This is a genomic window from Roseofilum sp. KMC-1 (assembly GCF_057802075.1).
Genome location: NZ_CM173605.1, coordinates 1,403,569 through 1,429,659 on the forward strand (window position 1 = coordinate 1,403,569; position 26,091 = coordinate 1,429,659).

Sequence of the window (26,091 nt, forward strand, 5' to 3'; positions counted from 1 at the left end):
AGGGTGCAATTGATGGATATCCCAGAACAAATAACGCAGAGTCGTTCGAGCTTCCCCCATGGCCAAAAGTAAACTTAAATCCAAAGGAAAAGCACCTAATCCAGCCACTCTGGTCAAACCCCCACCCACAAAAGAAGAACTCGCGGCCAAAAAACGCGAAGCAGCCAATGCGCGGAAAAAATTTATCGGAGTATTAGGTCAATCCCTTGGCTTTGGCTCCGTTTTCGGCATCATTGGCATTGCCGTTACCGGAGACCCTAAAGCCTTCCTGGGGGGCTTATTAGCCATGACCGTTCTCTTAACCTCCCTGAAGTATCCTATTCAGGCCCTTTGGGCGTTCTATATTTATATGCCCTTTAGCGGTACAGTCGTCTATTGGGTGGGTGGCGGTAATGCCATTTTTCACTTAGCTAAGGATGCCTTTTATATTCCCGGTCTGATGGGAATTTATCAATACTGTAAACGATATCGCCTCCCCTTTCTGGTTCCTAAAGCCTTTCTTCCCTCCATGTTTTTACTTTTAGGATATTGCATATTCGTCATCCTATTTATTAATCCTCAAACCTCTAGAGGCGCAGATAAACCTATTCCTCTAGGGATTTTAGGCTTAAAAGTATTCATGGGTTATATTCCCTTAATTAGCTGTGGATTCTATATGATTCGGGGAAAAAAAGAACTGCTTTGGATCACCCGTGTTACTACAGTTCTAGCTCTTATTACTTGCGTCCTCTGCCTAATGCAATATCAAGCCCTGACATCAGGAAAATGTATTGGGACTCGTAATCAAGTTGGAGATGATTTATTCAAAGCGAGTGTAGAAGCCAAGTGTCTTGTGGGAGGATCTTTAACCTATAGTCCCCAGGTCAATCAAATTCGCTTACCCAGTACCTTACCCTCTCCTTGGCATTGGGGCTGGTATATGATTTGTAGTGCCTTTTTTACCTTTGCAACTGCTTTTTGCGACCCCTCTCCCCTCTGGCAAATGGCGGGATTTGCTGGCATGGCTTTAAACTTTGTTTGCGCGGTAATTTCAGGACAACGAATTGCCACATTACTCGTGCCCGTTGTCACGGTACTACTATTAGTTTTAACCGGTCAAGTGGCTAACTTAAAACGGTTTATTCCTATTGCTGTGGGGTTAACTTTGCTTATTGGGGGGGCAGCGATTGCTTTTCCCGATGTTGTACAAGAAAGATTAGATAGCTTGACGGGTCGATTAGATGCCTCGAATCCAGCCGATTTTATTGCTGAACAAGCCGAAAGCTCAGTGGGTAGAGCCGGATTTTTTGGCAGAGGACTGGGAAGAGCGACGAATTCGGCTAGAATTTTCGGCAACGTAGCTTTAGTTGAAACCTGGTTTCCCAAAATTATTTATGAAATCGGAAAACCTGGACTTGCTTTGTTTTTGTTAATGGTTACGGTGCTGACCTGGGAAACTTTTAAATCTTATCGTTCCGTGAAAGATAAAAGCTTACGGAATTTCGGGGCATGTTTTTGGGTGTTTATTGTAGTAATTAGTTACCAAACCTATTGGTATCCTCTAGACACAGAGCCAGTCTGTGTCTACTATTGGTTGTTTGCTGGCATTACGTTAAAATTACCCGTAATTGATAAGGAAGAAGAGAAGAAAAAGGAAGAGTTGCAAGCCCTACTGGAAGCCCAAGCCGATCCGAAAAAACGCAAGAAATCCAAATCTAAATCATCTAAATCTAGCAAAAATGGACATAAATCGAGTAAAAAGAAGAGATAAAATTTCTAAACGATAGGCAAATCAACCATGACTCTACCTTTTCTTTCTGTGATCATTCCCACTTATGGACGTGAGGAACCCTTGCGCGATAGTATTCAGGATGTGCTGAAGCAAGACTATCCCCATTTTGAACTGATCGTGGTCGATCAAACGGCCAAGCATAAACCGGAAATTCAAGCATTTTTGGATGAGATGACTAAGGCGGGTAAAATTAAGCTGTTTCGGGTAAATTGGGCGAGTTTACCGGGGGCACGAAATTATGCAGTAAGGCGTTCTAGTGGGGAGGTGGTGCTGTTTATTGATGATGATGTGGTGTTACCAGAAGGGTATTTGATGGCCCATGCTCGCAATTACGATCGCCCGGAAATTGGTGCAGTGGCTGGTCGCGTTTTTGACCGCATGAAGTTGGGCGAGTCCAAGAATAGTTATACCATTGAAGAGTTACCCCCCCAAGCCTTCGATCCTGGAATTGCCTGGTATCACATTGATTTAGTCCATACCACGAAAGCCCAGGAAGTGATTTCTGCCCGTGGGTGTAATATGTCCTTCCGGCGTGATATTTTTAGCAAACATGGCTTAGAATTTGACGAGCGTTTTCGCGGAAGCGCGGTACGGGAAGAATCGGATTTTTGCTTGCGCTTGCGCCAGACTGGATACAAAATTTGGTACGATCCAGAGGCTAATTTGGTGCATTTAGGGGAAGAAACGGGAGGATGCCACGATATTTCTACGCGATCGCTAGAATATCAGATTACCTTCTACCATAACCACTTTCTCATGGGACTCAATAATTTGACCATAGGTCAACAGGTGCGCTTCTTTAGTAAGTTATTTGACTGCCATGTTTTAGGTCATCCCCCTTGCAATAAAAGTGGTTCCCCGATCAAAATTGTCAGTCGCGCAGGATTCTACACCATGGGTTACTTCAGCGCTTGGAAAACTCGACTCAAAACCCTCTGGAAAACCGGGCAAATTTATAGTCAGCAAGATGAAAAATGGAACACTTCTAAATCGGTTTAATGGTAGTCTTGTATTCTAAACAATCATGAAAATATTAATCGCTAGCCACACCTACATTGTCGATCTCAATCGAGAGAAATTAAGAAAATTAGCCCAACTCGATCCCAGCATAGAAGTAACCGTAGTTGTCCCCAAACGATGGCGACCGGGAGGAGTACAAAACAAAATTATTGAAACCCAACCCGTGGATGAAGGCAATTTTCGGGTTGTGCCTCTGTCTAACTTTAGTGAAAACAACCAAGGGCTATTAACCTTTGGTCTGGATTTAGTGAAATTAATTCAAACCTTCAAGCCCAATATTTTGCAGACCGAACAAGGAGCGAAAGCCTTCAGTCATGCCGAACTAATCACCCTGAATAAGCAACTGAACTTGAAGGCAAAAAATGTATTCTTCACCTGGTGGAATTTACCCTATGAAGTCAAATTTCCTATCTCTGTATTAGAGCGCTTTAATCTCAACAATTCCCACGGCATTATCTCTGGAAACCAAGATGGGGCAGATGTCCTGCGCGATCATGGTTATGAAGGCCCGATTAAGATCATGCCCCAACTGGGGGTAGATGAGCAATTATTTGCCCCCCAAGAGCAACCAGAGTTACGACTATCTTTAGGAATTAAGCCAGATGAATTTGTGGTCGGATTTGTGGGGCGGTTTGTGGAAGAGAAAGGACTTTTTACCCTCTTTAAAGCCTTAAAAGGAATCAAGGAGTATCCCTGGAAATGGGTTTTGCTCGGTCGTGGTGACTTGAAGCAAGATCTTTTAAACAAAGCTTCAGAATTTGGATTGCGAGACCGGTTAATTGTGGTCGAAAGTGTTCCCCACGATCGAGTTTATCGCTATATTAACTTAATGGATGTCTTGGTTTTGCCCTCGGAGACCACTTATAAGTTTAAAACCCTAACAGCGGCCGGTTGGAAAGAACAATTTGGCCATGTTTTAATTGAAGCCATGTCTTGTAAAGTGCCGGTGATTGGTTCAGATTCAGGAGAGATTCCCCATGTGATTGAACAAGCGGGATGGGTATTTCCAGAAGGTAATGTGGAGGCTTTGAGGAACAGTTTACGTCAAATGATGGAAAATCAAGACTTACGGCAAGATTTAGCCCAAAAAGGCTATGAACGGGTTATGCTTTACTATACGAATACGGCTTTGGCGAAAGAACAATTATCGTTTTATGAACAGTTGTTGGCCTAAATTTTAAGCGGGTAGGGTGGGCATTGCCCACCCTACGATTGGGTGTCTCACTGTTAGAATTAACTATATAACTATAATGCGTGTTTTACAAATTGTTCCTTCGATTTCTCTTGTCTATGGTGGCCCGAGTCAGATGGTCAAAGGGTTGTCTGCGGCCTTGAGCGATGCGGATATTGAGGTAACCCTATTAACCACAGATTCTAACGGCGATACGGGGGAAGCGCCCTTAGATGTGCCTCTAGACCGGCCTGTAGAAGAAAATGGTTATTACATTCGCTACTTTCGCTGCTCTCCCTTTCGACGCTACAAATTTTCCCTGGATTTATTACAATGGTTGTCTGAACATGCATCAGAGTATGATATTGCCCATATTCATGCCCTGTTCTCTCCGGTGAGTTCGGCGGCGGCTACGATTGCTAGGCGTAAAGGTTTACCGTATATTATGCGTCCTTTGGGAACATTAGACCCGGCGGATTTACGCAAAAAACAACAGCTTAAACGTATTTATACGGCCCTGTGGGAGAAGGGTAATATGGCTGGAGCAGCCGCAATTCATTTTACCAGTAGCATTGAAGCGCAAATTTCCGATCGCTTCGGAACCGATACCCCTAGCGTAGTGGTTCCCTTGGGCGTACAACTGCCCCAACTGCCAGAACCGGGAAAAGCTAGAGCCAACCTGAATATTCCCCCAGATAAACCCCTGATTCTCTATATGTCGAGAATTGACCCGAAAAAGGGCTTAGATTTGCTCCTGCCTGCCCTGGAAACCTTGATGAATGAAAATTTTGACTTTGAATTCGTTTTAGCGGGCGGAAACCCTCAAAATACCGCCTATGTGGAGCAAATTAAGCAGCAGATCCAATCCTCGACTTTAGCCTCTTGTACCCATTTTCCGGGGTTTGTGACTGGGGAACAGAAAGGGGCACTGTTGCGAGATGCAGATCTGTTTGTGTTACCTTCCTACTATGAGAATTTTGGCATTGCTGTAGCGGAGGCGATCGCCTCCGGAACCCCTGTCGTTATTTCTACAGGTGTTTATATTTGGGAAGATATCCAAAAATCGGCGGCTGGCTGGGTATGCGGTTGTGATGTTAATTCTTTAACGGATAGTTTACGACTGGCTTTGAGCGATCGCCAAGAACGACTCAAACGGGGAGCAGCCGGGGCAAACTATGCTAAGAGTCATTATAGCTGGCCGGCGATCGCCCAACAAATGATCGGAATTTACCAACAATTTATTTAAGATAAGTCTCCATGATTAGATGGGTTTTAAACTTACTGATTATATTGATCTTTTTTATCTCTAGTACCCTCAGTGTAGAACCCTGGCTTACCCTTAATCTAGAGACTACAAAAATTCCTATTTTTGGATTTCATAATATTGTTGATCGATCGACCAATTATGGATTAGATTACCACAAAGATAATCTAGAAAATTTTCTAGATTATCTTTGCAAAAATGATTATTGGTTTTTATCTACCGAAGATATTAAAACTTATTTTTTAGATAAATCAAAACAAATTCCACATGAATATATTGGCAAAAAAGCAGTAATGATATCTTTTGATGATGGCTACAAAAGTATGTATAATCAAGTCCTTCCTTTGCTCAAAAGACTCTCTCAAAAGTATCATAAAACTCTAACAGTGACTTTATTTGTAAATTCAAGTTTTATGAATAAAAAATCACAAAAGTATGCTAATTGTGAAGAATTGAAGCAAGGTCTAGAAAGTGATTTTTTTGATATTCAATCTCATGGATGGAAACATCAAAGATTAACACGCTTAGATCCAGAGCAACTAACGATAGAATTATCCAAAGGTCAAACCGGACTAAGATCTTGCCTAGAAAATGGGGCTGATGAACATAACTTAAATACAGGATATCATATTGCTTATGCTTATAATGACTTTAATCATTTAATCCAAAATTCTGTGGCCAGATATTATCAATCCGGGTATCTATATAACAACCAAATCTTTAAGGTTGGTTATCATCAAAATTTCTATACTATACCAAGAGTTCGAGTCAATCAAAAAGATACTCCAGATGATTTAATCAAGATTGCCCAATTCTCTTCCCCACTTACCCAAAATCCACAATCTTATACAGGGAGGATGTTTTTTAATGTTTTTACCAAAATTCTGTAATATTCAATTATGACTAATCAACCTAATCAAACAGGACAACGAATCAATTGGATTGACCAAACTAAAGGTCTGGCAATTTTGGGTATTCTAGTTTTTCATTTTTTCCAAAATTATCCTGAGCGTATCCCCTTAGTTATCACTCTTGACAAACTAGGTGCTAAAGTCGGTTTTGCTGCTGTTGATATCTTTTTTGTCATGGCTGGATTTAATATTACCTATGTAATGGCAAAAAAGGATTTACTTCCTGCTATTGATTTGGATTGGAGATCGTGGCTTATAAAACGGTTAGATCGTCTTTATCCCACCTATTTGTTAGCCGTTGTTTTTAGTTTGGTTTTATATTTTCTTCTGTCATACCCTCAAAAATATGTTTTTCTCGATTTTTGGCTGAGTGTAGCGGGTTTAGCCGGTTATACTTTCCAGGCTATTAATCCAGGATTTTGGTTTTTTACGGTCATTTTACAAGCATACTTGGTTACACCAATTATTTTCTGGATTACCCAAAGTAAGTCTACAAGTATTCTCGTCTTAACACTGGTTTTAGGAGTGGCGACTAAAGTGCTGTGTGTCAACACAGAAACTAGCTCAGAGTTATATTGGTACTTATTGCAAAATAATTTTCTGGGCAGTTACATTTTCCAATTTGGTTTAGGATTGTATTGGGGTGTTATCTATTTCTATTATGATGGGTTTAGAAAAGTAGATTACTGGTGGACTTCAGTTATCTTTTTCCTTGGGCTTGTTTTGTATATTTATTTAGGTAGATCGGGTTTTGATTTTCGCTACATGCTTGGTTTTGATATGGTATTTACCCCTTTATTATTTGTCGCCCTTCAGAGGATATTTGAATGGTTGGAACAAAAAATTAAATTCAGTTTTTTTCTGTTAAGTTTTTTGTCTTTATTGGGCGTTTATTCCTATCAAATTTATCTCATTCATCAACCATTATTTTTTGTTGTATTTCGTAAGTTTGATAAATATGTCAGCATACCCAATTACCCCAAAATATTACTTTTCATGGTAAGTATTGCTATAGTTTTATGGGCATATACTGGTTTATTTGTACTCTGTGATAATCAAATAAGGAAATGGATAAAGAAACGAAAAGATTCATAAATTATGATTATACTAAGACTCGCTATAGCAGGACGGCGATCTCCCCTCCTAGACTTCTTGACCACAATCCATTACTATACAACTAAACAGTATTTTTTGACTTAGTTATGAAACCGATCAAACTCCTCGCCCTGAGCGCTCTGGTACTCTGCCTCACCCTCCTGAGCCTCTGCGCTCCCCAGACAGCCCTTGCTAACCCCGATCCCAGTCAACTCTCCCATGCCATCGAAGAAATTGAAAATTTAGATGCCATGCGCTCTGGGTTAGCCTCAACCCTCAAAGATATGCCCGAAACCATCACCCCCGAAACCTTCAAGCAAGTCTGTAAACCCGTGGGCATGAAAGCACAACAATTGAGCCAAGAAAACGGATGGCAAGTGAAACAAATGGCCACCAAATACCGCAACCCCGCCCATGCTCCAGACACCGCAGAAGCAGAAGCCGCCCTTGCACTGCTCGATACCCATCCAGAACTGATGGGATTTTGGCAAGATGAAACCCTCAACGGAGAATCCGGACGGCGCTACTATCGCCGAATTAACGTAGAAGCCACCTGTTTAGGCTGTCATGGGGCCAAAGCAGCACGGCCAGAATTTGTCAAACAAAACTATCCCCAAGATTTAGCCTATGACTTTAAAGTAGGGGATCTTCGAGGCATGTACGCTGTCTTTATTCCTGATGATGTCGCTTCTGAATCCAAATGAAAGCACTTAAATCCTACCGAGGAAGACGCTCTCTAGTTGCTCTTCTCGTCGCTCTGCTCTTCCTCCTCCCCTCTACACTACTGGTTTCCCAACCCGCATCCGCTCTCATTCGCCAACAACTCGAAGCACCGGGACAAACCCTCTATCAATCTCGCCATAGCTTGCGAGATGGGAGGGGTAAAACCTGGCAAGTGATTCTATTTAAACGGATCAAAGTGGGAGAATTGGCCAATGTTCAGTTACGCTTAGTGGGATTTCCCAACGAAACTGTATTTCAACATCCCGCTTCTCTAACCCTCAAAGATAGCCAGGGCAACCGGTTAATTGCTTCTGATGTTTTTGCAGACAAAGCTCCTGCCCCCAATGTGGGACAGTACGAGTTAACCGACATCCTAGAGTCAGTTTCGGCTTCCGGTTCCCTAGAGTTATCTTTGCCGGTGGAAAATGGGGAAACGCGGATTTCTGTTCCTTCTGTGATTATTCTGGAATGGCAGTATTTAGCCCGTGAGTATTAATTTCCCTTGTAACTCACGGATGCTAAACATCCCCATCCCCCCATCCCCCCATTCCCCCATCCCCCCATCCCCTACTCTCCGGCCCAAAGCGCTGTAAGTGTGCTGTACAATCGGTAAGCAGCATAAGACAGATACAGGCATATGGTGATGGGATATCGTCGATGGATAGGAGTGGTAATAGCAGTAATGGCGATCGCCTTATCCGCCTGTAGTCCTACTCAGTTTCGCACCTCTGCCGCCGAAGTGCCCCAACTGGTGCAAGCCATTCTCAGCGATCCCAAAACCTTTAACTACGCCCTCAGTCAAGAATCTCCCAACATTTTTGGACTCACTTATGAAGGACTGGTAGAGACCAATGGATTAACCGGAGCCATTGAACCGGGATTAGCCGAATCTTGGCAAATCTCCAATGAAGGTAAGCGCATTGTCTTTACCCTCCGGGAGGGTTTGCAATGGTCAGATGGCCATCCCCTCACGGCTGATGATGTGGTATTTAGCTACAACGATGTATATCTCAATGATGCTATTCCCACCTCCGCCCGATTTGTACTGCTGATTGGGGAAAGTCGCGCTCTACCTACTGTCAGAAAATTAGACGATCGCCAAGTCGAGTTTACAATTCCTGAACCCTTTGCCCCCTTTTTACGCAGTACCGGCTTACCGGTTTTACCCGCCCATGTCTTAAAATCTACCATAGAAACCAAAGACTCCCAAGGCAATCCCATCTTCCTCTCCACTTGGGGTACAGACACACCAGTAGAAAAAATTGTGGTGAATGGAGCCTATCAACTAGAGCGATATAATACCACCCAACGGGTAATTTTTAAGCGTAATCCCTACTATTGGCAAAAAGATGAACAGGGCGATCGCCTCCCCTATATTGAACGGATTATTTGGCAAATTGTAGAATCCACCGATACCAACTTTCTGCAATTTCGTTCCGGCAGTTTAGATTTAGTCGATGTTTCTCCTGACTATTTTTCCTTGCTCAAAAAAGAAGAAGAGCGGGGCAAATTTACAATTTATGGCAGAGAACCCACCCTCAGTTCTGTCTTTGTTACCTTTAATTTGAACAAAGCCAGTCGCGATGGCAAGCCATTGGTCGATCCCGTCAAATCCCGATGGTTTAATGAGGTGAAATTTCGCCAGGCGATCGCCTACTCCATCGACCGACAAACCATGGTCAATAATATCTATCAAGGCTTAGGAGAACCCCAGTATTCTAACATTCCCGTGCAAAGTCCCTACTATCTCTCCCCAGAAGAAGGTTTAAAAATCTATGAATTCAATCAGGAAAAAGCCAAATCCCTCTTACAAGAAGCTGGGTTTAAGTATAACAGCCAGGGACAATTAGAAGACGATCGCGGTAATCCCGTGCGCTTTACCCTTCTCACCAATGCAGGCAATAAAATTAGAGAAGCATTAGGGGTACAAATAAAACAAGATTTAAGCCAAATTGGCATTCAAGTCGATTTCCAACCCATCGCCTTTAGTACCCTAGTCGATAAACTCGGTAATACCCTAGATTGGGATGCCCATATTATAGGTTTTGGAGGGGGTGGAGTTGAACCCAATAATAGCGCCAATGTCTGGTCTTTGGATGGTTCCTTACATAGTTTTAATCAACAACCCCAACCCGGACAACCCCCCATCCAAGGCTGGAAACCTGACCCTTGGGAGCAAAAAATTGCCGATCTCTACATTAAAGGAGCGCAAGAATTAGATGAAAATAAGCGTAAGCAAATTTATGGAGAAGTTCAGCAACTCATTAAAGAAAATTTGCCCTATATTTATTTAGTCAATCAACTCTCAATGACGGCTGTGCGCGATCGCATTCAACCCATTCAATATTCTGCCCTCGGTGGCGCATTGTGGAATATCAACGAACTGCGAATTGTGGATGAGTAATAAGTCATGAGTAATCAAGAATTACGCGCCCTTTTAAAAGCTGTAGCTGGAGGTGAAATCACCCCAGAAACGGCCCTCAATAAGCTCAAATACTTTGATTTTGAACCGGTCGGAGAATTTGCTCGCATTGACCATCATCGCACCCTGAGAACTGGTTTTCCAGAGGCGATCTGGGGGCCCGGAAAAACCCCCGATCAAATCGCCCAGATTATGAATAGCCTACGCCAGAAAAACTCGGTAGTGATGGCCACTCGCATTGAACCCGATGTCTATCAACAAATAGACGATCGCGTACCCCATCTGATCTACTATCCCATGGCTCGGATTTGTGCAATCGGGACTCCCCAAATTCATCACCCCGGTATCATCGGTATTCTTTCTGCGGGAACCGCCGATTTACCCGTTGCCGAAGAAGCCGCCATTACCGCCGAACTCTCAGGATTTCGTGTCCAACGGCTTTGGGATGTCGGAGTTGCCGGTATCCATCGCCTCCTCAGCAATCGTGCCGTTTTAGACCAAGCCCATGTCTTAATTGTCGTCGCTGGTATGGAAGGCGCTCTACCCAGTGTCGTCGCGGGTTTAGTCGGATGTCCCGTCATTGCCGTACCCACCAGCATCGGTTATGGAGCCAGCTTTAACGGGTTAGCTCCCCTACTCACCATGCTCAACTCCTGTGCCGCAGGTATCGGAGTCGTCAATATTGACAATGGGTTTGGAGCCGCCATTTTAGCCGGTCAAATCCTCAGAACGGCCCAACGGTTATAGAGAATTCAATCTTAATTACTCTGCCTGACGCTGTTTCTTGAGTTCAAAATAAGCCTCCATCACTTGACGTACTTTAGGAGCAGCAAACTTACCACCTCCCCCTCCAGAGTTTTCCCCAAAGGCCACAATCACCACTTCTGGATTATCTAAAGGAGCATAACCCCCATACCAAGCATGGGATAAACGGGGAGGATCTTCAGCCGTCCCTGTTTTACCTGCATTAGGGGGTAAGGAAAGAGTATTCATCTCAGTTCCCGTTCCCGCACTCACCACTTGGCTTAACCCATCTTGCAAGATTTTGACGGTCGTTGGACTCATATCTAGAGACTCACGCCAAATATGATCATCTCCATCTTGTTTCACTAAGTGTGGTTTCACTAAATCTCCACCATTAGCGGCCACCGCAAACATGACTGCCACTTGTAGGGGAGAAGCCAATAAAAATCCTTGGCCAATGGACATATTAACCGTATCCCCAACAAACCATTCATACCCTATATTTTCTCGCTTCCAAGCATCATCAGCAACTAAACCGGCCGCTTCTTCCCGCTCTAATTCAATCCCCGTTTTGCGCCCAAATCCAAATTTGCGCGTCCATTCGATTAGGGTTTCTCCGCCAATCCCTTGGGCAATTTGATAGAAAAAGGTGTCACTACTCCAGGCCATGGCTCCAGGGAAATCTAATGGCCCAAAACCAGCCCGGTTCCAGTCCCAAAATTGAATCCCACCCACCTGAATATAGGGATAGGTTCCCAAAACGGTGTCGGGGGAGAATACACCGGATTCAATAGCTGCTGCGGTGGTCACAATCTTGAAGGTTGAAGCTGGGGGAAAGCCTTGCAGGGCGCGGTTAACAAAGGGATGGTCTTTGCCTTGCAGTTTTTTCCACTCTGTCTCGCTAATCCGGCCAGAGAAGATATTGGGGTCAAATTTGGGATTGCTGGCCATGGCTAGAACTTCGCCATTTTGGGGATTCATGGCCACGATCGCCCCTTTATTGTCTCCTAGAGCCTCTTCTGCTGCAAGCTGGAGGTCTAAGTCCAGGGTCAGCCGCACATCATCCCCCGATTTAGCCGCTTTATGGTCGAGGATGCGTACCACTTGTCCTTGACTATCGACTTCCACTTCTCGGCCCCCCCATCCTCCGCGCAGTTGTTTTTCTAGGGCGGCTTCAATTCCCATTTGTCCGATAATATCGCCCAAGCGGTAACCTTGATGTTCTGTTTTTTCTAAGTCTTCTTCATTGACTTCTCCGGTATAGCCTAAGACATGAGAAGCGACTTCTTTATAGGGATATTCCCGTGCTGCTTCTACATCGACTTCTATGCCTTCGAGTTCTCGGCTATATTCGGCTAGGGCCGTTACTTCTTCGGGGGTGAGTCCTCTGGCAATCCGCAACAGATAGGGAGAGGTGTATTCGGCTTGATCGAGGCGGTTTTGGATTTCTGATTCGGGAATGTTGAGGATTTCCGAGAGCCGTTTGAGGGTGGTGGGCCATTCGGTTTTACGACTGGCGAGGGGCCAAAGATAGACGGAGTGAGAAAGGCTACTACCGGCCAGAATCTTGCCATGGCGATCGAGGATTTTACCTCTTCCGGGATGTTTGGGAATGACGCGAATGCGGTTATTTTTGGCTTCTTGTTCGTAGGTTTTCCCTTGGAGCAGTTGCAGATACATGAGCCGAGTCCCCATACCCCCGATCAAGCCGAGGGTAATTAGAAGTAAGAGGACTAATCCTTGGTAGTTACGCCCAACGGTACGCTCTGTGGTGTGGGTTGTGGGAATGGAACGGGACTTGGTTAAGAGCATAAAGTATTTGATCTTAAAGGGTTAGGAGATGAAGCACCAAAGGTTATAGATTAACAGGTTAATCGATCGCGCCAAGGGAGGTTGAGGCAATTTAAGGTTTTCAGTGTTTAATTGTAGAGCAATTTTACTTAAATTCAAAAGATTTCTTACAGTTCATTCATTTTGTATTGACAAATATTCTGATATATGGTAAGCAATAGATTCTGGCGATCGGGCAACTCGATTGCGAGGCAACCAAACCCTCCGCTAAAATGCTCTCAGGTCAGTGATGGGCGCATGGGGTTTCCATTGTGCCTAAATTGCACCTAAATTGAATGCTTAACCTGAGTGAATAGATCATTAATAATATATGTTTGATGCCCTCGCCGATCGCCTAGAGTCTGCCTGGAAAAGCCTCCGGGGACAAGATAAGATTAGTCAGAACAATATTAAGGAAGCCTTGCGGGAAGTCCGTCGCGCCTTGTTGGAAGCGGATGTGAATCTGCAAGTGGTGAAAAACTTTATTGCTGAGGTAGAGTCCAAGGCTCAAGGGGCGGAAGTGGTGAGCGGGGTACGCCCGGATCAGCAGTTTATCAAGATTGTTTATGATGAGCTGGTGGCGGTGATGGGGGGAGAGAATGAACCCCTAGCCCAAGCTCAAAAGGCTCCGACCGTGGTATTGATGGCGGGATTGCAAGGAACGGGGAAAACGACGGCTTCGGCGAAGTTGGCGTTGTATTTGCGGAAACAGGATAGCTCATGTCTGCTGGTGGCCACAGATGTCTATCGTCCGGCGGCGATCGATCAGTTGATGACGTTGGGCAAACAGATTGATGTGCCGGTGTTTGAGCTAGGGTCGGATGCCAATCCGGTGGAAATTGCCCGGCAAGGGGTAGAGAAGGCCAAGGCTGAGGGGATTGATACGGTCATTATTGATACGGCGGGTCGGCTGCAAATTGATGCCGATATGATGGCGGAGTTAGCAGACATTAAGGCGGCGGTGAATCCCCAGGAGACGCTGTTGGTGGTGGATGCGATGATGGGTCAGGAGGCGGCGAATCTGACCCATACGTTCCACGAGCAGATTGGGATTACGGGGGCTATCCTGACGAAAATGGATGGGGATAGTCGCGGGGGGGCAGCCCTATCGGTGCGGCGGATTTCGGGGAAACCGATTAAGTTTATTGGGGTTGGGGAGAAGGTGGAGGCTCTACAACCGTTTTACCCGGAGCGGATGGCTTCTCGGATTTTGGGGATGGGGGATGTGCTGACGCTGGTGGAGAAGGCTCAGGAAGAGGTGGATTTGGCTGATGCGGCCAAGATGCAGGAGAAGATTCTGTCGGCCCAGTTTGATTTTACGGATTTTCTGAAGCAGACGCGGCTGATGAAGAGTATGGGGTCTCTGGGGGGTCTGATGAAGATGATTCCAGGGATGGGTAAGTTGAATGCGGATCAGTTGGAGCAGGGGGAGTTGCAGTTGAAGCGATCGGAGGCGATGATTGGTTCGATGACCATTGAGGAGCGTAAGAATCCGGATTTGTTGTCGAGTTCTCCGAGTCGGCGGCGGCGCATTGCTAAGGGGTCTGGCCATTCGGAGAAGGAGGTGAGTAAGCTGGTGAGTGATTTCCAAAAGATGCGATCGATGATGCAACAGATGGGTCAGGGCCAGTTTCCGGGTTTACCGGCGGGATTTCCTGGAGGGGGTGGTGCGGGAATGTTTGGGGGCGGGCGGCCTCCGGCTCCGGGTTGGCAAGGGTATGGTGGAGCGCCTAAGAAGAAGAAAAAGAAGAAGAAGGGGTTTGGCAATTTGTAAATGGGGTGGGTTCTTGTTGAGGGAAAAAATGGTAAGATTAGGAGTTTAGTGTCTAAAATCGAAAAGCGTAGTGCTGAAGGAAAGCGATGATTAAGTTACGATTGAAACGGTTTGGTAAGAAACGGGAAGTGAGCTATCGAATTGTGGCGATGCCGAGTACGACTCGCCGAGAAGCTCGTCCTTTGGAAGAGTTGGGGTTTTATAATCCGAGAACGGATGAGACTCGCCTTGATGTGCCGGGAATTGTACGGCGCTTAAAACAAGGCGCTCAACCGACTGATACTGTGCGTAACATTCTTGAAAAAGCGAATGTCTTTGAACAACTCAAAGCAACAACTGCGGAAAACTAATGAGATGACAACACAATCGACTTCGCCAACTCCAGATTATTGGGAGTTGGTGCGGATGCTGATTCATCCGTTCCTAGAGTTTCCAGAGGAGTTGAAGATCGATTGTGAGCTGTCTACGAGTAAGCCTCTGGTGTGGATACGGGTGGCGTTTTCACCGAAGGATAAGGCGAAGGTGTATGGTCGAGGTGGCCGGAATATAGAGGCGATCCGAACGGTGCTGTCAACGGCGGCTCAGGCGGCTGGACAGTCGGTGTATTTGGATGTGTATGGTGGGTTTCATGTTTCTGATGAACGCCATGAACACCATGAACACCATGACGATCTGCGAGTACATAAGAGTCCAGGGAAACGGCCAATACGACCTCGACCGGAACGACCTCGCGTCCAAGGGCCTTATAAGAGATGAGAACTGGGAGAGCAGATGGGCGATCGCTGGTGCTGTTGGCGGTGAATGATGGGCAATGAACAGGCGATGATTGAATTGCCAAGTCCTGATAGTGCGATCGCATTGTCGGGAGTTCAGGGCGAGAACCTGAAAATCCTCAGTAAACAAACGGGAGCTACCGTGGTGTTGAGGGGGCAGGAGTTGCTGATTTCAGGCACAGCGAAGCAGGTGGAGTTATGTTTGGCTTTGGTGCGATCGCTCGAAGAGTTCTGGGGTAAGGGTAAGTTGCTCTCTGGTGTGGATGTGCTGACGGCCCGCCATGCGTTGGATACGGGCCGGCAGGATGAGCATCAGGATCTCAAGAAAAATGTCCTTGCTCGTACCCGTCGCGGGGAGGAGATTCGGGCGAAAACTTTTGCCCAGAAGCGCTATGTGGAATCAGTGCGAACTCAGGATTTGACGTTTTGTATTGGCCCGGCTGGAACGGGAAAAACCTATTTGGCGGCGGTTTTGGCGGTGAAAGCACTGCTGGATAATCAGTATGAGCGCTTGATTTTAACTCGTCCGGCTGTGGAAGCGGGGGAAAAGTTGGGTTTTTTGCCTGGGGATCTCCAACAAAAGGTGAATCCGTTTCTGCGGCCGCTTTATGATGCGCTGTATGAGTTTATTGAGCCGGAGAAGATTGGTAATTTGATGGAGCGGGGTGTGATTGAGGTGGCTCCGTTGGCGTATATGCGGGGTCGCAGTTTGAATAATTCGTTTATTATTGTGGATGAGGCTCAGAATACGACTGGGGGCCAGATGAAGATGGTGTTAACGCGGTTGGGGTTTGGATCGCGGATGGTGGTGACGGGGGATGTGACGCAAACGGATTTACCGGGCCATCAGCGATCGGGGTTGGCGGTGGCGGAGGAGATTTTAAGGAATGTGGAAGGGGTTGGGTTTTGTAAGTTGACCCAAGCCGATGTGGTGCGTCATCCTTTGGTACAACGGATTGTTACGGCTTATGAGCGGTATGAAAAGGCTCTTTAGGGGGATAGAGCGCTTGGCGCTGGGCAAAAGTCTGGTTGGCGCGATACGACAATTTGTCGTATCGTGAGTTTCATGAGGCAGTTTTGAGTTGATAAATAATAGGTCGATAGGTGGGTTGAGGAACGGGTTTGCCTTGCGATCGCGCTGTGTCTAGCCATGCCTGTTTAGCGATTTCTAATTCCTGGAGGGCTTCAGTTGGGGTTGCACCAAAGGCAGAGCAAAATTGCAAATCGGGGATATCAGCAATGTATCCTTCATCATCTTCGCTGTAGAAAATATTGATATGATAATCCTTCATACATCCTCCTCTAAACTGCCGAAACAACGTTGTGATTAGAGTGGTTTTACCTGTTTTTTCTAATTTCAGCTTGTTTCACGGTTTGTATTTTCTTATTGAATTGTTTCATCTTCCCAGTCTTCAAGGAACAACCCCTCGACTCTTTCAAACTCCTTTGTATTGTGAGTCACAAGAATGAGGTTGTTGGTCAGGGCAATAGCCGCAATTTGTAAGTCATAGGCTCCAATTGGGTTTCCCCTGGCTTTGAGTTGAACGCGCAAACGACCACAGGTAGAAGCGGCTGGCCCATCAAAGGGCAGGCTGGGAAATTCTAAGAAAAATTCTCTTAAAGTATTCAGATTTCTCTCTATTTGTGAACTGTTGTATGCACCATAATAAAGCTCAAACTTGACAACATCACAGATGGCAACATCATCAGGAGATAGGCTTTGCAAGCGGCTAATAATCGGGGTGCTATAGCGATTGATGTAGCGGATGCAGGTGTTCGTATCGAGCAGATAAATCATAAAAGTTGATCGCGATCTGGTTGTTCGCCTTGTTCTTCTCTAATGAGGGGTTCGCCCTGCCAGGAACCTGCGGTGCGCTCAAAGAAATGGGGCGACCATTGCCGTTTTCTGGGCTGATTGGAGGAGAGTTCTATCGGATTAGAGTTATGTCGTGACTGGATAAATAACAGAAAGTCCAAAACTTGTTCAAGTAGAGGATCTGGAACTTGTTCAATTGCTTTTAGTAGTTGTTCTTTTGCGGTCATTAGGTTTCTCCTGTCAACGAATACACTCTTAGTGCTGTTTTTACTTCACTAGCTCCTAATTTTAAACTCTATTTCTAAAAGTGAAAAAGCGATCGCTACAAATGTTGGTATCCAGTAAATACTTCATGCGCCTTACTCACACCAATCATCATGCTGCGGTAAACTAGGCTGATTACGATCGCTCATAAAATCATCTGAAATAGCCCCAAAGCTCATCCACCAAGCATCCCAATCAAATCGCTCTTGCTCCCGAAGTTGACGCACCCAATGTAAAACATCAGCCACCTTTTGTTCGGGTAGCTGCCTAATCTCGTCCAAAAGCTGCTCGCGCAATGTCATTACTCTGCTCCTAGATAAATTAGTAGGGGTGTGTTACGGCAATAATAAACCTTCGTGCCCCACCAGAAAATGGAAATCGCCGCAGGGCACCATCTCGTTGCTACATCGAAAATATGACATCTTCCTCAAGGGGTCACAGTTTGAATAATTCGTTTATTATTGTCGATGAGGCTCAACATACGACTGGGGCGCAGATGAAGATGGTGTTAACTAGATTGGGATTTCGATCGCCGATGGTGGTGACGGGAGACGTAACGCAAACGGATTTACCCATCCTTTGGTACAACGGATTGTAACGGCTTATGAGCGGTATGAAAAGGCTCTTTAGGGGATTTTGGGTGACGGTTTGGCTGTGGATGGCGATCGCCTCTCCAGTTTGGGCGGGGTCTTTGGGCGATCGCCTACAGCAGTTTCCCGATTGGCACAGTAAACCGCCCGTAATGGCGGCTACAGGGGACTTGATTTATCCCGACTGGATGGAAGGGACTTGGCAGGTTACCAGTACCTTAGAGGAAATGGTGGCTCCTTTAGCCCCGGATTTAGTGACTCCTGGTTTTGAGGGAAATCGGCAATATTTACACCAACCGATTGAATTTGAGGTGCGCTTTCAACCCGCGAGCGAGTGGGTATTGCCCTTTCAGGGGGAGTCCGGTTGGTCATGGGGGGAAACCTTGGATCGGATCTTTAACCCCATTGTGGCGGATCGGGAGTTTAATGGCTCCCATATTGCCAGTGCTTATTTGGGTGAGGGGGTGCTGCGATCGGTTAAAGTCGATCCGGATAATCCCAATCGGCAAATTATCCGCTTGAGTTCCGATCAACAACTGATCTCTATTATTACCGGACGAGAGACAGAAACCCCCAGTGAGGATGAGTTTATCAGTACAGAAATGGCTCAACAGGTCTTTCGCAGTCAAGGGCAGATTTATCTCAATGAGGTGGAAACCACGACTGCTTACCATCGTTTGACCGAGACGGGAGAAGTGGAAGCCGAGCAAATTACGGCCATTTATCTCTCTCCCCAAGATCCGGACTATTTCCGCGCCCTCTCTACTCCGGTGGGATTATACCGCTATCAGTTGGTTTTGTCACCGGTGGAGGAGTGATTCCAACTAGGTGACGGCATCCTGGAGAATGGTGACGACGCGATCGGCAAATTTTTCAACTCTCTCTAGACTCATGGAGGGATAGGAAAAAGAAAACGTGAGCTGGATTTGATCTCGGAATTTGTATGTCGTTAAAACAATTAAATTGCTATAAATCGTAATATTCGGAAAAATACAAGCTGTTTTTACCTGTAATTCTCCATAGCTTTTCTTTACTCTCACCTTACCAATATTCGTAACTGATACCGTTTGAGTAGAGTCTTCTGGCGCTAAGAAAGACATTTCAATCAAGTTTCCTAGAAGGGGAGGATATTTGAGAAAGTCGCCTCGATCAATTTGGGTTTTGATTTGTTCATTAACCTCTTTGGTTAAGTCCCAAAACTGAGTTGTATTGTTAAGTTTATGAAAAGAAAACACAGAGGAAACCATTAACGCCATATGCTCATCTTTAATCCGAGGGTTCGTTTTGGATCTCAAATCAACATAAGATTGACAAGATAGGCTTAAATTTTCATTGGGTTTCTGAGAAATATCTTGGTAGGCACTGCACAACATCGCCGCACAAAGCATACCATTGGCTTGAGTTTTTTCTTCTCGGCATCTTTGAAGGAGTTTTTGAGTTAAATCGAGATCTAAACAGCGATGAACAAAATTTCCTTGTCTTTGTTGCACAGGTAGTTTTTGATCCGGAATCATTTTTTTGATTCCCTTAGAACGCACATTGATTTGCTGTCTGATCCAAGCCATAAAACTCGAAAAAATAGCTTTGGAATTACTATTTTGCCAAAAAATATCAATCTCATCTTCTGGGAAGCTAATCTCAGATTGTTCTAGAGCTAAACCTTGTTCCGCTTGGTCATAGTATTTGAGGATCAGATCATTCATACGCATAAATGAGAGACCATCAGAAATACAATGATCAATGATTGTAATTAAGTAATGGGTATCTGTAGGATGTTGTGCAGAGACTAAGAAACATTTGAGCAGATATTGATCCCGTGGTAAGGGAGTATTCACTTCTTTGAACAGTATATCCCGCCAGGATAAACTATCAGATTCTTTTCGGATTTCTAAGGGAATAGGTTGTGTTTCATCTTCCTTAAATTGAAGGTTCTTTGCATCCCCAATGATACGACAGTTTAAACGAGGGTAAGACGATTGGATAAAGTCCAGGGATTTGCGTAAACTCTCTGGGTTAACTTTACCAGTTAGCTGGAAAATTCCCGCAATTGAAAATCCTCCTGAATATTGATTGATAAGCGCGAGACCACGTTCATCAGACCATAATGGGCGATCGTACTTCATGAATGTTTTAACTCTCTAAAAATCTTGATCTTGTGAATTCTTCAAAAAACAGTCCCACCCCATCCCTTTTTATTTCCGGTACGAGGTGGGAAAACGAGCAAAGAAAAGCGATCGTATTTTAAGTTTTCGCTATCACATCACGTTCAAATACGGGAGGATTATTATAGTCAATGTTTTCGCCAGCCGATAACAAAGGACTCATGGACTTGAGATCGGTATTCGCCCAAGGCAGCATATCTTCAAGCCACTGCTGAGTAATCACTTGTGTGGGTAGGGATAACAAAAATCGGAAGACATCACTGGTCATGTATGCAACCCAAAAGAGTCCAGCTAGGCCAACACTTAGAGGAGCAGACCAATCAAGACCCCAGAAGAAGATAGCTCCTAAGAGAATGCTAAGAATATGGGGATAGAATACCATACCAATGATGTACAATTGAACATAGGACATCGGCGGTTGACCATAGAGTTTGTCAACTCGCTCTATATAACGTTCACAACCATCTTCTACAGCACCTGGCCCATACTGACGAAAGCGTAGGGGCATAGGCGCTCCAAAGAAGTAAGCCTGCAATTTCTTCCAAGATCCTAGATGTTGGCTCAGTTTCGGCTGACAGCCAATTAATTCTGCCATGTCTTCCATCCATTGATCAAAGAAATAAATATGGGGCCAGCGATCGTTCATTTCTGGAGACTGACGAGCATGGTTATCAGCTTCTTTTTTAATCAGTGTTCTTAAGACTTCTTTTTCTGGTAATATGAACTCACCGGAAAAGACTTGTGCAACCAGACGTGCTTGCATTTCAGCCATAGCTGGAATTGATCCAATGGTGGGCCTCACTAAGCCGACAAAGGCTAAATTAGGCATATCTGGATGAAAAGAACCCTTATACAATTCCTTATGGAAGTATTGCCAGTTATTGGGGAATTTTATGAAGGAAACAGGAGCTTGATAACCCGTATTTGCTACGACTACATCAATTTCTTCACTGCTTCCATCGCAGAAATAAACGCTGTTTTCATCAAACTCTTTGACTCGACCTTTGGGTGTAATTTTACCCGTTTTAACCAAGTATAAGATGTCATCTGGAGGAGCTTGAGGCCGGGTGAGATTGCCACTCACATCTCCAAAATTGCTATTGGGTTTCGGCCAATATTTGGCTGCCCAATAATTGGGGATATAGGCTTTTGGAACCCATTCATTGGGAAAAGCTCTAAGAATAGGATGAAAGTTTTTGAAAAAGGAACGTAGGGGTTCAGGAAGCCGTGTAATCCAGCTCAGTTGAACAGTTAAAACTTCTTGGTAGTCTTTCATAAATCTACCAATGGGCCAAAACTGAATCTGATCGAAGGGCTTACTACTGTAAGGAAAAACGCGAATTGCACCGACATAAGCACCGGCGGAGACAATAGTTTTTGCAGCGACACTGCTGATTTCTGAATTGATACCAACACCGCTTTCACCCAGTCCCATGCAGAGTACCCGTTTACCTTTGAATTCTGAGGGTTCCTTATAGGAATGGCCATGCATGACTTTCCCTTTGAAGTTTTCTAAGCCAGGAACTGAACGAATGGAAGGTTTGCCATGCAATCCTGTACTAATGACTACAAAATCGTAGGTACTATCGGTTTCTTGATTAGTGGTTACTTGATAAGTACCGTCAGCTTGCAGGGCAATTTCCTTAACTTCAACCCCAAAGCGCATCCGCTCTTCTAAACCAAAATGCTTGGTAAATGACCGGAGGTAATCCATCATTTGTTCGGGTTTGAGAAAATCGGGATACTCGCTGGGGATGGGATAGGAACCAAACTCAGTCATCCATTTGGAAGAGGTTAATGTTGCACTTTTCCAACAATATTTTCGCCAGACTCCACCTAAATCAGGTTCTTTTTCTACAATAGTGATGTCTTTAATTCCAACATCTAAGAGTTCTTTGGCTGAAACTAAGCCGGAGATTCCTGCACCCACGACTAAGGCCCGTTTTCCTTCAATCATCTTGTTCATTATGATTCCTAATTTACTAAGGTAAGTGTTAGAACTGAATCATTAAGTGTTGCTTAACTTATAATCAATGTTCTCTTCTTTTGTCAAGTCTACAATGGGTTTTACCAAGGCATGGCTAGATTTTAGTATAAAGAATAACTACTAGGGGAGATTGACCATCTCTCTAACATTCCCTTGGACTTTACCCACGCCCTGGCTAAACTGTCCATCGTGCGATCGCGCAATCATCGATAATCCATACTTAGTCTTAACGGAAATAATCCCACTGCGATCGATCGTTTGTCCAGGCACATATTCCCAACGGCAATGTTGGAGTAACATCGCCAGAATAATCTTCATCTGCATCATTGCAAACCCAGCACCAATACACAGCCGAGGCCCAGCACTGAAAGGATTATACTCATAAATCGATGGATTAATCGTTTCCCACCGTTCCGGCTTAAAATCTTCAGGATTCGGATAAAGATCCGGCATGTGATGGGTATGGTAAATACTCACCAAAACTTCCGTTCCTTGAGGAATTTCATACCCCGCTAATTCCGTCGCCTCCGACGTAATCCTACCGTTCCAAGGGATGGAAGTCAACACCCGCAAACTTTCTTTAATCACCCGCTCCAACAAAGGCAACTTATCCAGTTGTTCCATAGTCGGAGGATTGCCATCTAATACCCCTTTCAACTCATCCAGAAGATCGGCCATCACTTGAGGATATTGGGATAATAACAACATAATCCAGGTCAGAGAACTAGAAGTTGTTTCATGGCCCACCAAAAATAACGTACTGATATGGCCAATTAACTCTTCCTCCGTCAGCTTTAAACCGCTATCTTCATCTCTCGCTTCAATCAGCATAGAAAGCACATCATTCGCTTCCGCTAACTTACCTCTCTTATCCTCAATAATTGCCTTCATTTTCTCTTCATAGCGCAAGAGAACATTCAAGTAATTGTAGAACGGAAATCCAGGAATATCATAAGGAATTAAATTACTCAGTTGAGACGCTTGGTAATCAATGATTTCCTGAAAAATCTCGCCCACTGTTTGGTCTTTTTGCTCAATATCCTCCCCAAACATCGTTTGAGTAGCAATGCTCATCGTTAATCCTTCAATTAACCGGTCAATGCGGCAGGGTTGGTCTAAAACCAAGTTATTGATCCGCAAATTCGTTAAAGAAATCATATCCTCATGATAGGACTGAATTTTCTTACGATGGAACGAGGGCATCATCAATTTTCTTTGATCCAGATGCTGTTGTCCATTCACACCAAACAGTCCAACACCAAAAGTCTTTAAAGGTTGAGTACGTTTCGATTCATTGCGTTTACCATAGACTTTCCCAGACATGGGATGTTTATGATAAATATCATGTTGCGAGGTAACTTGTTGAACAATATCTGGCCCGTAAGCTAAAACAGTTCCCGGACAATTGGGATCAGAGGAATAGAGATTCTGGCTTTGGTTTTTCACTAATGAAGCAATCCGACCATATTGGGCAAATACTTTGGTACTATAGCCAATGGGGTCTTGGGCAAAACGCCATATATTCGGCAGTCCTCCGGTCATCGGTAAGGAAGAAGGCCCAGGAATTGTGATTTTTTCTTTAATCGCCATAATGTGAGTTTCCGTTTGGTCTAAATAAGGATTAGATTATAGGGTTAGGTTACAATGTATTAAACTCTTCTACCTTAGCCTTTAGGGTAGTGAGCCAATAGCGCACCGAGGAGTAGGGCCAGTTATTAGTCAATTTACCATCAGCCGTTTTATACCAGCTAGAGCAACTATTCATCCACACGGTTTTAGCTGCATTCTCTTGCAACTTCTGATTGAATTTAGCATAAATATCCGGTTTAACCTCTAAACGAGATATCTGATTTTGATGCATCATTTGGATACAAGAAAGAATATACCGGCTCTGGCATTCAATCATAAAAATAATTGAATTGGAACCCAAGTTAGTATTTGGGCCATAGAGCATAAAGAAATTGGGAAAATCTGGAACCATGACTCCCTTGTAGGCTTGAGCGCCATTTTTCCATTGCTGATGTAAAATTTTGCCCTCTTTACCGACAATATTGAGGGAAGCTAGAAACTGGGTAGACTCAAATCCAGTTGCCCAAATCAGGGCATCAATATCATAGTGGGAACCCTCTTGAGTGACAATAGAATGTTCCGTAATCCTTTGAATAGGAATCGATACAACTTCTACATTAGAGCGTTGCAGAGTTTCATAGTAGTTATTAGACAATAAAAAACGTTTACAGAGAACGGGATCTTTGGGTTTCAGAACCGTCTTTAAACTCTCTTTTTTAACCTTCATACTGCGATAGTTATTCAGCCAAATTGCTGCAATCTTGCCCACAATTCCATCTTTCTGAAGATTGATGGTAACCAATAAAAATTCAAAATAAAGATAAATAAACCAACGATAGATTCGGCTAGTAATGGGGAAAGTTTTGAAGAGCCAATGATCGAACTTGTTGAACTGGCGATCGACTTTGGGAATCACCCAATTGGCGCTGCGATGAAAAACAATCAGTTTTTTCACTTGTTCGGCAATAATCGGCAGAAACTGGACGGAACTAGAACCGGTTCCAATCACAGCAACAGTTTTATTGTTCAAATCATAATCATGCTTCCAGCGAGCGGAATGAAATTGAGTGCCCTGAAATGTTTCTAAACCTTCGAGTTTGGGTATTTTGGGTTCGTTTAGCTGTCCACAAGCACTAATGAGGACGCGAGTTTGAAATTCTTCTCCATTCTGGGTTGAGACTGTCCAAAGATTAGCTTCTGGATCAAAAACTGCTCCTGCAATTTGAGTATTCAAGCAGATATGGTCAGTGATTTCATATTTGTCTGCACAGTCTTCTAAATACTTTAAAATTTCTTTTTGCTTGGGATAGTTGACCGTCCAGTCATATTTAGGTTCAAACGAGAAAGAATATAATACTGAGGGAACATCACAGGCACAACCCGGATAGGTATTATGATGCCAGGTTCCCCCCAGATTAGAGGATTTCTCAAATATTTTGAAGGTATTAATACCGGCTTTTTTGAGCTTAATTCCCATACATAAACCAGAAATACCCGCACCAATAATTAGGACTTCTAAACAGGCACTATTTTGATTAGAAGTAGAGTTTTTTTCTGTAAATTTGAGAGTGGATTGATTCATAGTAAATTAATGAAGGCGCTGCCAAGTCAGAGACGAAGAAACTCCTCCCATTACTGGAGGACTCAAGATCAGCTTATCGTCTACAAATTCAAAATTACGGATTAAATCAGTATTCACCCAATCGGGAATTAAACTCACATCTAAATGATGAATCACTTGTTGATCCTTTATTTCGTAAGTTCCGGAATAAGAGACATAATTTCTACTCGCTTTGAAGTAGCGTAAGGTGGCTTTAATAAATTTGGGGAGTTGCTGAATCAGTTTGAGTCCCGGTTTCAAGTTTTTCAGGTCTTGTACTTCTTCCGGAGTCAAATCCATGGTTGCGCGATCGCTCATCATAAAGGAAACCGACATATACCCCTCTGCTGTATATATCAAATAGCCTTGTGGATCTTTGCCCATGGGATAAATATTTTTTTGTTCTGAGTCAACCGATTTAAACTCTAGGAGTTTCCATGTGCCTACAAACTGATCTTTAGTCACCATTTCTCGATAGAGTAATTTCAGATAATAAGGGATTGCTGGCATTATAATCGAAAACAGCAAAATTGTCATTAATTTTTCTGATCCTTTTATGGACAATCAGCTACTTAACAATGGACTGAGAGAAACTTTCTTCTCAA

General features: G+C 44.2%; 25 protein-coding genes and 1 pseudogene. 16 read left to right on the forward strand and 10 right to left on the reverse strand.

Features of this window, described 5'->3' with window-relative positions; translation table 11 throughout:
• The first annotated feature begins 58 nt into the window (after nucleotides 1-58).
• The 10 genes from hpsL (at nucleotide 59) to larB (ending at nucleotide 11,124) form a co-directional block, all read left to right on the forward strand.
• Nucleotides 59-1,750 carry a hormogonium polysaccharide biosynthesis protein HpsL gene (gene hpsL, locus AC3FZD_RS06630; RefSeq protein WP_488739370.1) on the forward strand — a complete coding sequence of 564 codons (1,692 nt, stop codon included), beginning with the start codon at nucleotides 59-61 and terminating at the stop codon, nucleotides 1,748-1,750.
• Between the two features lie 27 nt (nucleotides 1,751-1,777).
• Nucleotides 1,778-2,770: a hormogonium polysaccharide biosynthesis glycosyltransferase HpsN gene (hpsN, locus tag AC3FZD_RS06635; RefSeq protein WP_488739371.1), complete on the forward strand. Its 993-nt coding sequence runs from the start codon at nucleotides 1,778-1,780 to the stop codon at nucleotides 2,768-2,770.
• Between the two features lie 25 nt (nucleotides 2,771-2,795).
• Nucleotides 2,796-3,965 carry a hormogonium polysaccharide biosynthesis glycosyltransferase HpsO gene (gene hpsO, locus AC3FZD_RS06640; RefSeq protein ID WP_488739372.1) on the forward strand — a complete coding sequence of 390 codons (1,170 nt, stop codon included), beginning with the start codon at nucleotides 2,796-2,798 and terminating at the stop codon, nucleotides 3,963-3,965.
• Nucleotides 3,966-4,041: 76 nt separating this feature from the next.
• Nucleotides 4,042-5,208 (forward strand): hormogonium polysaccharide biosynthesis glycosyltransferase HpsP, encoded by a 1,167-nt coding sequence (gene hpsP / locus AC3FZD_RS06645; RefSeq protein ID WP_488739373.1) that lies wholly within the window; start codon nucleotides 4,042-4,044, stop codon nucleotides 5,206-5,208.
• A gap of 11 nt (nucleotides 5,209-5,219) precedes the next feature.
• Nucleotides 5,220-6,116 (forward strand): polysaccharide deacetylase family protein, encoded by an 897-nt coding sequence (locus AC3FZD_RS06650; protein ID WP_488739374.1) that lies wholly within the window; start codon nucleotides 5,220-5,222, stop codon nucleotides 6,114-6,116.
• Between the two features lie 9 nt (nucleotides 6,117-6,125).
• Nucleotides 6,126-7,232 carry an acyltransferase family protein gene (locus tag AC3FZD_RS06655; RefSeq protein WP_488739375.1) on the forward strand — a complete coding sequence of 369 codons (1,107 nt, stop codon included), beginning with the start codon at nucleotides 6,126-6,128 and terminating at the stop codon, nucleotides 7,230-7,232.
• Nucleotides 7,233-7,339: 107 nt separating this feature from the next.
• Nucleotides 7,340-7,936: a Tll0287-like domain-containing protein gene (locus AC3FZD_RS06660; RefSeq protein WP_488739376.1), complete on the forward strand. Its 597-nt coding sequence runs from the start codon at nucleotides 7,340-7,342 to the stop codon at nucleotides 7,934-7,936.
• On the forward strand, nucleotides 7,933-8,451 hold the full coding sequence (locus AC3FZD_RS06665; RefSeq protein WP_488739377.1) for a DUF3122 domain-containing protein: 519 nt from the start codon (nucleotides 7,933-7,935) through the stop codon (nucleotides 8,449-8,451). The genes AC3FZD_RS06660 and AC3FZD_RS06665 overlap by 4 nt, the downstream gene beginning before the upstream one ends.
• A 147-nt stretch (nucleotides 8,452-8,598) precedes the next feature.
• Nucleotides 8,599-10,359, forward strand: coding sequence for an ABC transporter substrate-binding protein (locus tag AC3FZD_RS06670; RefSeq protein ID WP_488739378.1), 1,761 nt, complete (start codon nucleotides 8,599-8,601; stop codon nucleotides 10,357-10,359).
• Nucleotides 10,360-10,365: 6 nt separating this feature from the next.
• Nucleotides 10,366-11,124 (forward strand): nickel pincer cofactor biosynthesis protein LarB, encoded by a 759-nt coding sequence (gene larB / locus AC3FZD_RS06675; protein ID WP_488739379.1) that lies wholly within the window; start codon nucleotides 10,366-10,368, stop codon nucleotides 11,122-11,124.
• 15 nt (nucleotides 11,125-11,139) lie between these two features.
• Here larB and mrdA read toward each other — a convergent pair whose 3' ends face one another.
• Nucleotides 11,140-12,933 carry a penicillin-binding protein 2 gene (gene mrdA / locus AC3FZD_RS06680; protein ID WP_488739380.1) on the reverse strand — a complete coding sequence of 598 codons (1,794 nt, stop codon included), beginning with the start codon at nucleotides 12,931-12,933 and terminating at the stop codon, nucleotides 11,140-11,142.
• A 349-nt stretch (nucleotides 12,934-13,282) separates the two neighbouring features.
• Between mrdA and ffh the strand changes: the two genes are divergently transcribed.
• The 4 genes from ffh (at nucleotide 13,283) to AC3FZD_RS06700 (ending at nucleotide 16,492) form a co-directional block, all read left to right on the forward strand.
• The gene (gene ffh, locus AC3FZD_RS06685; RefSeq protein ID WP_488739381.1) at nucleotides 13,283-14,725 is read left to right on the forward strand and encodes a signal recognition particle protein; all 1,443 of its coding nucleotides are present in this window, start codon (nucleotides 13,283-13,285) and stop codon (nucleotides 14,723-14,725) included.
• A gap of 86 nt (nucleotides 14,726-14,811) precedes the next feature.
• Nucleotides 14,812-15,075 (forward strand): 30S ribosomal protein S16, encoded by a 264-nt coding sequence (gene rpsP, locus AC3FZD_RS06690; protein ID WP_283755013.1) that lies wholly within the window; start codon nucleotides 14,812-14,814, stop codon nucleotides 15,073-15,075.
• Nucleotides 15,076-15,079: 4 nt separating this feature from the next.
• Nucleotides 15,080-15,481, forward strand: coding sequence for a KH domain-containing protein (locus AC3FZD_RS06695; RefSeq protein ID WP_488739382.1), 402 nt, complete (start codon nucleotides 15,080-15,082; stop codon nucleotides 15,479-15,481).
• Between the two features lie 45 nt (nucleotides 15,482-15,526).
• Entirely contained in the window at nucleotides 15,527-16,492 is a 966-nt protein-coding gene (locus AC3FZD_RS06700) for a PhoH family protein (protein WP_488739383.1), read from the forward strand.
• 70 nt (nucleotides 16,493-16,562) lie between these two features.
• On the opposite strand, the gene AC3FZD_RS06705 is transcribed toward AC3FZD_RS06700, so the two are convergent.
• The 4 genes from AC3FZD_RS06705 to AC3FZD_RS06720 all read right to left on the reverse strand — a co-directional run bounded on the left by AC3FZD_RS06705 (nucleotide 16,563) and on the right by AC3FZD_RS06720 (nucleotide 17,880).
• A complete protein-coding gene (locus tag AC3FZD_RS06705; protein WP_283762510.1) occupies nucleotides 16,563-16,790 on the reverse strand; it encodes a type II toxin-antitoxin system HicB family antitoxin in 228 nt (75 codons plus the stop codon).
• Nucleotides 16,791-16,882: 92 nt separating this feature from the next.
• Complete coding sequence (gene vapC / locus AC3FZD_RS06710) at nucleotides 16,883-17,296, reverse strand: type II toxin-antitoxin system tRNA(fMet)-specific endonuclease VapC (RefSeq protein ID WP_488739384.1); 414 nt, start codon at nucleotides 17,294-17,296, stop codon at nucleotides 16,883-16,885.
• Nucleotides 17,293-17,541 (reverse strand): hypothetical protein, encoded by a 249-nt coding sequence (locus AC3FZD_RS06715; RefSeq protein WP_488739385.1) that lies wholly within the window; start codon nucleotides 17,539-17,541, stop codon nucleotides 17,293-17,295. The genes vapC and AC3FZD_RS06715 overlap by 4 nt, the downstream gene beginning before the upstream one ends.
• Before the next feature lie 132 nt (nucleotides 17,542-17,673).
• On the reverse strand, nucleotides 17,674-17,880 hold the full coding sequence (locus AC3FZD_RS06720; RefSeq protein WP_200669561.1) for an AbrB/MazE/SpoVT family DNA-binding domain-containing protein: 207 nt from the start codon (nucleotides 17,878-17,880) through the stop codon (nucleotides 17,674-17,676).
• Between the two features lie 128 nt (nucleotides 17,881-18,008).
• On the opposite strand from AC3FZD_RS06720, the pseudogene AC3FZD_RS06725 reads away from it, so the two are divergent.
• A pseudogene (locus AC3FZD_RS06725) lies at nucleotides 18,009-18,173 on the forward strand (PhoH family protein); the annotation flags it as partial.
• An 18-nt stretch (nucleotides 18,174-18,191) separates the two neighbouring features.
• A complete protein-coding gene (locus tag AC3FZD_RS06730) occupies nucleotides 18,192-18,986 on the forward strand; it encodes a DUF6816 family protein (RefSeq protein WP_488740287.1) in 795 nt (264 codons plus the stop codon).
• Nucleotides 18,987-18,992: 6 nt separating this feature from the next.
• Here AC3FZD_RS06730 and AC3FZD_RS06735 read toward each other — a convergent pair whose 3' ends face one another.
• The 5 genes from AC3FZD_RS06735 to AC3FZD_RS06755 form a co-directional block, all read right to left on the reverse strand.
• Nucleotides 18,993-20,291: a phthiocerol/phthiodiolone dimycocerosyl transferase family protein gene (locus AC3FZD_RS06735; protein ID WP_488739386.1), complete on the reverse strand. Its 1,299-nt coding sequence runs from the start codon at nucleotides 20,289-20,291 to the stop codon at nucleotides 18,993-18,995.
• A gap of 118 nt (nucleotides 20,292-20,409) precedes the next feature.
• Nucleotides 20,410-22,296: a flavin-containing monooxygenase gene (locus tag AC3FZD_RS06740; RefSeq protein ID WP_488739387.1), complete on the reverse strand. Its 1,887-nt coding sequence runs from the start codon at nucleotides 22,294-22,296 to the stop codon at nucleotides 20,410-20,412.
• A 141-nt stretch (nucleotides 22,297-22,437) separates the two neighbouring features.
• Nucleotides 22,438-23,907, reverse strand: a complete 1,470-nt coding sequence (locus AC3FZD_RS06745) for a cytochrome P450 (protein WP_488739388.1) — start codon at nucleotides 23,905-23,907, stop codon at nucleotides 22,438-22,440.
• Nucleotides 23,908-23,956: 49 nt separating this feature from the next.
• Nucleotides 23,957-25,468 (reverse strand): flavin-containing monooxygenase, encoded by a 1,512-nt coding sequence (locus AC3FZD_RS06750; RefSeq protein WP_488739389.1) that lies wholly within the window; start codon nucleotides 25,466-25,468, stop codon nucleotides 23,957-23,959.
• A gap of 6 nt (nucleotides 25,469-25,474) precedes the next feature.
• Entirely contained in the window at nucleotides 25,475-25,996 is a 522-nt protein-coding gene (locus AC3FZD_RS06755) for a lipocalin-like domain-containing protein (RefSeq protein WP_488739390.1), read from the reverse strand.
• Nucleotides 25,997-26,091: the final 95 nt, after the last annotated feature.

Bases quoted from the DNA above. Each gene is read 5' to 3' on its own strand.
- AC3FZD_RS06715 (WP_488739385.1), bottom strand. From the start codon at position 17,541: ATGACCGCAAAAGAACAACTACTAAAAGCAATTGAACAAGTTCCAGAT.
- AC3FZD_RS06655 (WP_488739375.1), top strand. From the start codon at position 6,126: ATGACTAATCAACCTAATCAAACAGGACAACGAATCAATTGGATTGAC.
- AC3FZD_RS06665 (WP_488739377.1), top strand. From the start codon at position 7,933: ATGAAAGCACTTAAATCCTACCGAGGAAGACGCTCTCTAGTTGCTCTT.
- mrdA (WP_488739380.1), bottom strand. From the start codon at position 12,933: ATGCTCTTAACCAAGTCCCGTTCCATTCCCACAACCCACACCACAGAG.
- AC3FZD_RS06705 (WP_283762510.1), bottom strand. From the start codon at position 16,790: ATGAAGGATTATCATATCAATATTTTCTACAGCGAAGATGATGAAGGA.
- vapC (WP_488739384.1), bottom strand. From the start codon at position 17,296: ATGATTTATCTGCTCGATACGAACACCTGCATCCGCTACATCAATCGC.
- hpsP (WP_488739373.1), top strand. From the start codon at position 4,042: ATGCGTGTTTTACAAATTGTTCCTTCGATTTCTCTTGTCTATGGTGGC.
- AC3FZD_RS06745 (WP_488739388.1), bottom strand. From the start codon at position 23,907: ATGGCGATTAAAGAAAAAATCACAATTCCTGGGCCTTCTTCCTTACCG.
- hpsN (WP_488739371.1), top strand. From the start codon at position 1,778: ATGACTCTACCTTTTCTTTCTGTGATCATTCCCACTTATGGACGTGAG.
- AC3FZD_RS06700 (WP_488739383.1), top strand. From the start codon at position 15,527: ATGATGGGCAATGAACAGGCGATGATTGAATTGCCAAGTCCTGATAGT.
- larB (WP_488739379.1), top strand. From the start codon at position 10,366: ATGAGTAATCAAGAATTACGCGCCCTTTTAAAAGCTGTAGCTGGAGGT.
- AC3FZD_RS06720 (WP_200669561.1), bottom strand. From the start codon at position 17,880: ATGACATTGCGCGAGCAGCTTTTGGACGAGATTAGGCAGCTACCCGAA.
- AC3FZD_RS06660 (WP_488739376.1), top strand. From the start codon at position 7,340: ATGAAACCGATCAAACTCCTCGCCCTGAGCGCTCTGGTACTCTGCCTC.
- hpsO (WP_488739372.1), top strand. From the start codon at position 2,796: ATGAAAATATTAATCGCTAGCCACACCTACATTGTCGATCTCAATCGA.
- rpsP (WP_283755013.1), top strand. From the start codon at position 14,812: ATGATTAAGTTACGATTGAAACGGTTTGGTAAGAAACGGGAAGTGAGC.
- hpsL (WP_488739370.1), top strand. From the start codon at position 59: ATGGCCAAAAGTAAACTTAAATCCAAAGGAAAAGCACCTAATCCAGCC.
- AC3FZD_RS06650 (WP_488739374.1), top strand. From the start codon at position 5,220: ATGATTAGATGGGTTTTAAACTTACTGATTATATTGATCTTTTTTATC.
- ffh (WP_488739381.1), top strand. From the start codon at position 13,283: ATGTTTGATGCCCTCGCCGATCGCCTAGAGTCTGCCTGGAAAAGCCTC.
- AC3FZD_RS06755 (WP_488739390.1), bottom strand. From the start codon at position 25,996: ATGCCAGCAATCCCTTATTATCTGAAATTACTCTATCGAGAAATGGTG.
- AC3FZD_RS06730 (WP_488740287.1), top strand. From the start codon at position 18,192: ATGAAAAGGCTCTTTAGGGGATTTTGGGTGACGGTTTGGCTGTGGATG.
- AC3FZD_RS06750 (WP_488739389.1), bottom strand. From the start codon at position 25,468: ATGAATCAATCCACTCTCAAATTTACAGAAAAAAACTCTACTTCTAAT.
- AC3FZD_RS06740 (WP_488739387.1), bottom strand. From the start codon at position 22,296: ATGAACAAGATGATTGAAGGAAAACGGGCCTTAGTCGTGGGTGCAGGA.
- AC3FZD_RS06695 (WP_488739382.1), top strand. From the start codon at position 15,080: ATGACAACACAATCGACTTCGCCAACTCCAGATTATTGGGAGTTGGTG.
- AC3FZD_RS06735 (WP_488739386.1), bottom strand. From the start codon at position 20,291: ATGAAGTACGATCGCCCATTATGGTCTGATGAACGTGGTCTCGCGCTT.
- AC3FZD_RS06670 (WP_488739378.1), top strand. From the start codon at position 8,599: ATGGGATATCGTCGATGGATAGGAGTGGTAATAGCAGTAATGGCGATC.